The following is a 6,827-nucleotide window of genomic DNA, read 5'->3' as shown; positions in this document are numbered from 1 at the left end:
TACTTGGACAAAACTTGTTTGATTTTCTATTCATACCATATCTTATACAATAATAAATCCATACTTATTTGAATAATTCTACTTCCCAGAAGTTAGTAGAAGTCAAGCTAGAATACTTTTTTTATATTCCTTTTTAGTAGATATTATAGCGCTATAGATTCTTATAGTTCTACTTAAGAGGAGTATAACCAAGAATCTAAATGTTATACCGGAAAGGTCATTTCAGTTATCAATACCGACCGCTGAAGTCATAAAGTACGAAAATCCGAAATTTCCTTTTCTATCTCTTTGTAGAGCGACAACACGACACAGCCAAGGGGAGGCTTAAGACCTTAATTATTGCTCAACGGTAAGAGAGTCAATAGGCTTGACCTACTCCCGTCCAGAGTTTTGCTGGTTAACGGGAGGTAACATCTATCTAGATTAGATAATCGGTCTTTGCCTGGCTTAGTCAAGATTTCTTGACATTATCTATAGCTTCATCCAATGAAGGTCGTAAAGACAAAAACTTCTCTAAACGAACCAACTTAACAGTTTGAGTCACACGGGCATTGGAAACTATCTGCAAACTACCTTCAGATTGTTGGGTATACTTTACCAGTTGTACAAGTGCTCCTAACCCAGAGCTATCAACAAAGTCTATCTTGGACAAGTCCAAAATAATATTTTTTGGTCCTTGATCGATTTTTGTCTTCAGGGTTTTGCTAAAAGTACCTTCTGAGAAAGCATCTAATAACCCTGTTAAGCGGAATAGCTGGTAGTTATCCCTGACTTCATGAGATCCTCTCAGGCTAACAGTCAGGTTTAATTGCTTAGGCTCAGGAATAACATCCTCCTAGCTTGATTTTGCATAATTAAAATAACTATTATACTCCCTGAAGTAAAATTTGTCTACCATAATATGACTTATTTAAACAGACAAATGTTTAAATTGAGACGATGACAATTTTGACAATAGTCAAAATTTGCAGTTAAAGGTAATTGAAGATATCAATATCTAGGCGGTTGTGCAGAGCGCGTAATGTGTGGGATCGGTAAGTATTGCTGGCCAATATAAGCTAAAAGCACTGATATATAAAGGTTTTTGCATTTTGGCATCGAAAAAAGTGCCAATTTTTCAGCCTTTAAGACTAAAAAGTTAGGACGTCTGGCAGACTTGCACAAAAAGATACAGGTACAATTATTCTTCCTACTTTCGGTCGTCTCCCCACACTTCCTTGACACACTAGCATCTAGACTTTAGCTTTTCGAGCATCTCGCATTGTTTGAACAAAACGTTCAAACAAGTAATCAGCATCGTGAGGGCCGGGACTTGCTTCAGGATGGTACTGCACTGAGAACAACGGTAAAGATTTATGTCGTAAACCAGCAACAGTTCGGTCATTCAAGTTGAGATGGGTAATTTCCACTTCAGGCACTAAAGAATCTGCATTAATTGCAAATCCATGATTTTGACTTGTAATCTCCACTTGTTGCTGTAAACCCGCAGGCTGATTAAGACCGCGATGACCAAATTTTAGTTTAAAAGTGTCTGCTCCCAAGGCCAGGCCGAGGACTTGATGTCCCATACAAATGCCAAATACAGGCTTAGATGATTTTAGTAACTCCTTAGTAGTTTCAATACCTTCTGTTACAGCAGATGGATCTCCTGGACCATTAGAAAGAAAGATGCCATCAGGGTTATACTTGAGAATCTCCTCTGGTGGCGTACTAGCAGGAACAACTACAACTCGACAACCATAACTGGCTAAACGTCGCAGAATATTTCTTTTCACCCCAAAGTCAATGGCCACAACTGTAAATTGTTCTCCACCATCACCAGAAACAGAAGGGTTAAACTCCCAATCTGGATTAGTTGCTTCAGACCATTGATAAACTTCTTTTGTTGTTACTTCTCGAACTAAATTTAATCCGGCCATGCTAGGAGCAGACTGAACTTTTTGTAACAATTCAGTTGGATCGAGAATTTCTGTAGAAATTGCCCCATTCATTGCCCCTACAGTCCTAATCTTTCGAGTCAAAGCACGGGTATCTATACCATAAATTCCTGGAATTTTATGTTCTATCAGATACTCTGATAAAGATTGAGTAGAACGCCAGTTACTAGGACGTGGACAAATATTACGAGCGATCGCGCCTTTGATTTGTGGTTTATTGGACTCTTCGTCTTCAGGATTAACTCCTGTATTTCCTAATTCTGGGTAGGTAAAAGTAACTATTTGCCCACGATAACTTGGGTCTGTGAGAACTTCCTGATAACCAGTCATTCCTGTGTTAAATACTACTTCTCCGATGGTAGTTCCTGGAGCGCCAAAAGATAAGCCACAGTAAGAAGTTCCATCTGCTAGTACCAGAAGAGCGGGTTGAGGTGAGATTGACATTTTAATTCCTCTCAATTAATTAGTATTTAATTTAACTAGCTATCAGCTTTTAGCAGCTCGGGTTAAAATCCCCGGCAACTATTGCACTAGATGATTTAGGAAGGGTTAAAATCCCATTCTAAACGTTAAAAAAATGAGCCTAATGATTGTGCTGACTGCTTGTTTAAAGATTAGGTCAGAATATTTACTTAGGTCATTGAGAATATATTAGGTTTACGAAAAATGTAGTAGTCACAAGTACAGATTACATTCATCAATTAAATAAGATAAAATTAGCTTTAAGTTTAAAACTTAACAATAAACAAATAATTGAAATTCTTAAAAAGTAATTAATTATGATGGAAAATTATTCACTCTATAATTCTATTGACAGAAATTGGGTTAAGCACAAACAACAGCTCAAAAATATCTTTTGGCAAATACCATCAATATTAGTTACAACCTTAATTTGTACCGNTTTAGGTCATGCAAAATTATTCCGAAAAATTATTCACTCTATAATTCTATTGACAGAAATTGGGTTAAGCACAAACAACAGCTCAAAAATATCTTTTGGCAAATACCATCAATATTAGTTACAACCTTAATTTGTACCGCAGCGATCGCCCAAGAATATCCTGGATGCTTTATGCTTGATGAAGCAGGAAATAGGAAGGACTTAACCATCTCAATTTGTCGTCTGTTTCCAGAAGAATTATCAGAACAAGTATCAGCTTCGACTACAGTAGCAGGAATATACCAAATACCAATTAAAGGTCGTCGCGGTGGTAGTCCTGTAATTGATGTTACTTTTAATGGTAATCAAACTTATGAAATGATTTTAGATACTGGTGCTAGTTCTACTTTAATTACTCAAGAAATGGCAAAAGCTCTCAAAGTTGTACCCTTTCAAAAAAGAAATTTTACTTTAGCTGATGGTAAAGATGTAGAACTAGGAATTGCTATAGTTACTTCTGTTTCTGCGGGAGGTCTAACAATTAATCAGTTTAATGTTGCGATCGCTCCAGATAATAAAGAATTAGGACTACTGGGGCAAAATTTTTTTGGTAACTATGATATGACAATTAAGGCGGATGTAGTAGAGTTGCGGGCACGTTCTAGTAGTTAGGGTTTGGTGAAAAAGTATGAGTGGTAGGGGTAGGAGTCAGGAGTCAGGAGTCAGGAGTCAGGAGAAAATCATGGTGGTCAATAAGAGTAAATAATTAGGAGTAAATAATTAAGTATTTCTGTTTTTATCTATAGTTAACTCTGATTAAAAGTTTTATTCTATGCAACTTCTGATTTAAAAATGATGAAGTTAAAATGATTAGGCGGGACAAATGCTATCTATACGCGATGTGCAACTTTCTACAAAAATACAGTTACTTAATTCCCATAAGACTGAAAAGTTTATTTTCAGAACTCCCTAAATTTGGTAAATTAGGGAAAGTTGCACATGACGTAAAGAATATTAGAAATCGGGAAAATGAACAATAATTATCAAGTCTGAAAAACAGCAGAACTTTCACAAAAATATCTGTCTGGTGTCAGAAGTGCAATTCCTCTAGCTATTGAAGAAATTGAGATTATATTGAGGATTATTCAGATGGCTAGACCACAAATTAATAGTAAGCATTCAGCCGTCAGTTATCAGCTCTCAGCTATGATTTATTAGATCATTACGACACGTTTAGGAGGAATTAGTCTCCAAGGAGAATTAAAATTTATATTTGCGCAGCATTCCGCACGAAAAGCTGAATGCTGTTTGCGCAGCATTCCGGAACGGAAATGCTAATAGCTGAATGCTTACAATGAATAACTTTTTAGATTTAGGTTGTGGTCATTTCAGTTATCAATTATCAGTACCTCTATAATCTGAAAATTAAGGCAGATGTAGTAGAATTAAAGATACGTTCTAGTAGTTAGAAGTATCATGTTTAGATAATTTTCTTTACGAACAAATCGGTAAAATGAACAATAATTATCAAGTCTGGAAAACAGCAGAACTTTCACAAAAATATCTGTCTGGTATGAGAGGTGGATTTCCTCTAGCTACTGAACAAATTGATATTATGTTGAGGATTATTCGGACGACTAGACCACAAATGAATAACTTTTTAGATTTAGGTTGTGGTGATGGTATTTTAGGTCAGGCAATTCTCAGTCAATATCCTCATTCTCAAGGAGTATTTTTAGACTTTTCAGAGACAATGATTGAAGCTGTAAAAACTAATATTTCTGCTGCTTATCTAAGATAATTTAGAATTTATTAATCAAGATTATGGTTTACCAGAATGGGTAAATAAANATGAATAACTTTTTAGATTTAGGTTGTGGTGATGGTATTTTAGGTCAGGCAATTCTCAGTCAATATCCTCATTCTCAAGGAGTATTTTTAGACTTTTCAGAGACAATGATTGAAGCTGTAAAAACTAATATTTCTGCTGCTTATCTAAGATAATTTAGAATTTATTAATCAAGATTATGGTTTACCAGAATGGGTAAATAAAATTCACCGAAAAGCACCATTTGATGTAATTGTGTCAGGATTTTCAATTCATCACCAACCAGATATAAGAAAACGAGAAATATATCAGGAGATTTATGAATTATTAAAGCCAGAAGGATTATTTCTGAATTTGGAACAGGTTTCCTCACCATCTAAATTAATTGAACAGTTACATGGTGAACTGTTTGTTGATTCTCTCTACGCTTTCAATCAAAGTAAAGGTATAAAAAAATCTAGAGAAGAGATCGATCGGCTATATTATAACCGCCCGGATAAAGCGGCAAATATTCTTACTCCTGTAGAAATTTAATGTGACTGGTTACGAGAGATAGGTTTTATTCATGTTGATTGTTTTCTGAAGGTGTTTGAAATTGCTTTATTTGGTGGTATTAAACCAATTTGATGAATTTGGCTACACTTTCTTGAGTAGGGGAGTAGGGGAGTTGGGAAGTAGAAAACATAATAATATCAAATCTGTTTGCAATGGAAGTGTTATAAGAAACCGGGTTTGTGGGAGGTAGAGGTTAGTATAGTGAGGTATTTAATAAACCCGGTTTCTCTGCTTTTTTATACTGATACTACCGGATTTGATATCAAGGGATGATTCTTCCGACTACCTCCTCTATAATTCCCATTTCTCCTGACTCCTGACTCCTATTCAAATAAGAACTTAACTAACTCTTCCAACTTCAACCAAGCTGCTCCACTTTGGAGAATATCTTTAGCTTTGCCAATACCTTCTGCATGAGCTTCTAGCGGTACAATACCTGCTACCTGTAGCGCTAGAGAACTATTCAAAGCGACTACATCTGTTTGTGCAGAGGTTCCTTTACCTTGGAGAACATTCTGCAAAATTTCAGCATTTTTCTCTACCTCTCCACCCTGTAAAGCAGTTATTCGGGCAGAATTTAAACCTAAATCTTGAGGATTAACTGTTGTCATTTTTACCTCACCATGAGATAAAATAGCTATATCTGTAATATCGCCTAAACCAGCTTCATCAAGTTTTTCTCTACCATGGAGAGCGATCGCTGATTTTACTCCTAATATTCCTAAAGCTTGAGCGACAGTTTCTACTAAAGTGGAATTATAAACTCCTATAACTTGGCCTTGAGGACGTAAAGGATTAACTAAAGGACCCAAAAGATTAAACACAGTTCTTACTTTTAAGGTACGACGTAGAGGAACTACAGATTTCATTGCTGGGTGCCAACCTGGTGCAAAGAGAAAAGTAACTCCTACCTCAGATAGAGCAGATATTACTTTTTCAGTGGGGGCATTCAAAGTTATTCCTAATGCTTCTAAGACATCAGCAGAACCAACTTTACCAGAAGCGGAACGGTTACCATGTTTAGCTACTGGCACTCCCGCAGCAGCGACAACAAAAGCAACAGCAGTGGAAATATTGAATGTTGAAGCTCCATCTCCACCAGTACCGCAGGTATCAATAATTGGGTATTGGAAGTTGGTGATAGGAATATTATTATCACTGTATTCTTTTGTCAAGGATAAAGATTGTAATACTTTTGCCATACCAGCTAATTCCTCAGCAGATACACCTTTAGCTTGTAAGGCAGCTAAAATTGCTCCTGATAGAACAGGTGGAATTTCTTCTTGTAGCCATCCTTGCATTAAATTTGAGGCTTGAGAGGAAGATAAAGATTGGGCATCAAGTAACTGCTGTAATAAACTAGGCCATTCATTCATATTAGTGTAGCTTGCTGTTTTATAGAAGTATTTGTAGTAGACCGACACATATAATGGATGTGCATTAGGGCGGGTTTATATAAATCTTAAGGTAAGCATGAAAATTTCTACTAAAACTCGCCCGTACTATTGCACCATTTAAGGTGTGTCAGTCTAGTAGGTGCAATTAAATATTACAGGACTTAGGCACAAGAAAGGCAAAAATTTAGTATTGAGAATAGGGGAGTGGGGAGAGATGGGGAGATGGGGAG

General features: G+C 36.3%; 7 protein-coding genes. 4 read left to right on the top strand and 3 right to left on the bottom strand.

Annotation, left to right across the window (positions count from 1 at the left end):
• Positions 1-451: 451 nt before the first annotated feature.
• Positions 452-790: an STAS domain-containing protein gene (locus tag AFK68_RS16830; protein WP_371357426.1), complete on the bottom strand. Its 339-nt coding sequence runs from the start codon at positions 788-790 to the stop codon at positions 452-454.
• A 442-nt stretch (positions 791-1,232) separates the two neighbouring features.
• Positions 1,233-2,381, bottom strand: coding sequence for a glutamine-hydrolyzing carbamoyl-phosphate synthase small subunit (gene carA / locus AFK68_RS16825; protein ID WP_094673781.1), 1,149 nt, complete (start codon positions 2,379-2,381; stop codon positions 1,233-1,235).
• A 457-nt stretch (positions 2,382-2,838) separates the two neighbouring features.
• Between carA and AFK68_RS16820 the strand changes: the two genes are divergently transcribed.
• From AFK68_RS16820 to AFK68_RS43520, 4 genes are all read left to right on the top strand, one after another.
• A partial coding sequence (locus tag AFK68_RS16820; protein WP_210407454.1) for a TIGR02281 family clan AA aspartic protease occupies positions 2,839-3,489 on the top strand: 651 nt, incomplete at its 5' end.
• Between the two features lie 841 nt (positions 3,490-4,330).
• On the top strand, positions 4,331-4,618 hold the full coding sequence (locus AFK68_RS16815) for a trans-aconitate 2-methyltransferase (protein WP_094673779.1): 288 nt from the start codon (positions 4,331-4,333) through the stop codon (positions 4,616-4,618).
• Positions 4,619-4,668: 50 nt separating this feature from the next.
• Positions 4,669-4,821 carry a class I SAM-dependent methyltransferase gene (locus tag AFK68_RS45500; protein ID WP_210407455.1) on the top strand — a complete coding sequence of 51 codons (153 nt, stop codon included), beginning with the start codon at positions 4,669-4,671 and terminating at the stop codon, positions 4,819-4,821.
• Between the two features lie 79 nt (positions 4,822-4,900).
• Positions 4,901-5,179, top strand: a complete 279-nt coding sequence (locus AFK68_RS43520; protein ID WP_210407453.1) for a class I SAM-dependent methyltransferase — start codon at positions 4,901-4,903, stop codon at positions 5,177-5,179.
• 344 nt (positions 5,180-5,523) lie between these two features.
• Here the strand turns inward: AFK68_RS43520 and trpD are convergent, their stop codons facing one another.
• Positions 5,524-6,576: an anthranilate phosphoribosyltransferase gene (gene trpD, locus AFK68_RS16805; RefSeq protein ID WP_094673778.1), complete on the bottom strand. Its 1,053-nt coding sequence runs from the start codon at positions 6,574-6,576 to the stop codon at positions 5,524-5,526.
• Between the last annotated feature and the right edge of the window lie 251 nt (positions 6,577-6,827).

It is taken from the genome of Hydrocoleum sp. CS-953 (assembly GCF_002260545.1).
GTDB lineage: Bacteria > Cyanobacteriota > Cyanobacteriia > Cyanobacteriales > Microcoleaceae > Trichodesmium.
This window is presented reverse-complemented; position numbering and strand designations above follow the sequence as displayed.

Bases quoted from the DNA above. Each gene is read 5' to 3' on its own strand.
- AFK68_RS16815 (WP_094673779.1), top strand. From the start codon at position 4,331: ATGAACAATAATTATCAAGTCTGGAAAACAGCAGAACTTTCACAAAAA.
- AFK68_RS45500 (WP_210407455.1), top strand. From the start codon at position 4,669: ATGAATAACTTTTTAGATTTAGGTTGTGGTGATGGTATTTTAGGTCAG.
- carA (WP_094673781.1), bottom strand. From the start codon at position 2,381: ATGTCAATCTCACCTCAACCCGCTCTTCTGGTACTAGCAGATGGAACT.
- trpD (WP_094673778.1), bottom strand. From the start codon at position 6,576: ATGAATGAATGGCCTAGTTTATTACAGCAGTTACTTGATGCCCAATCT.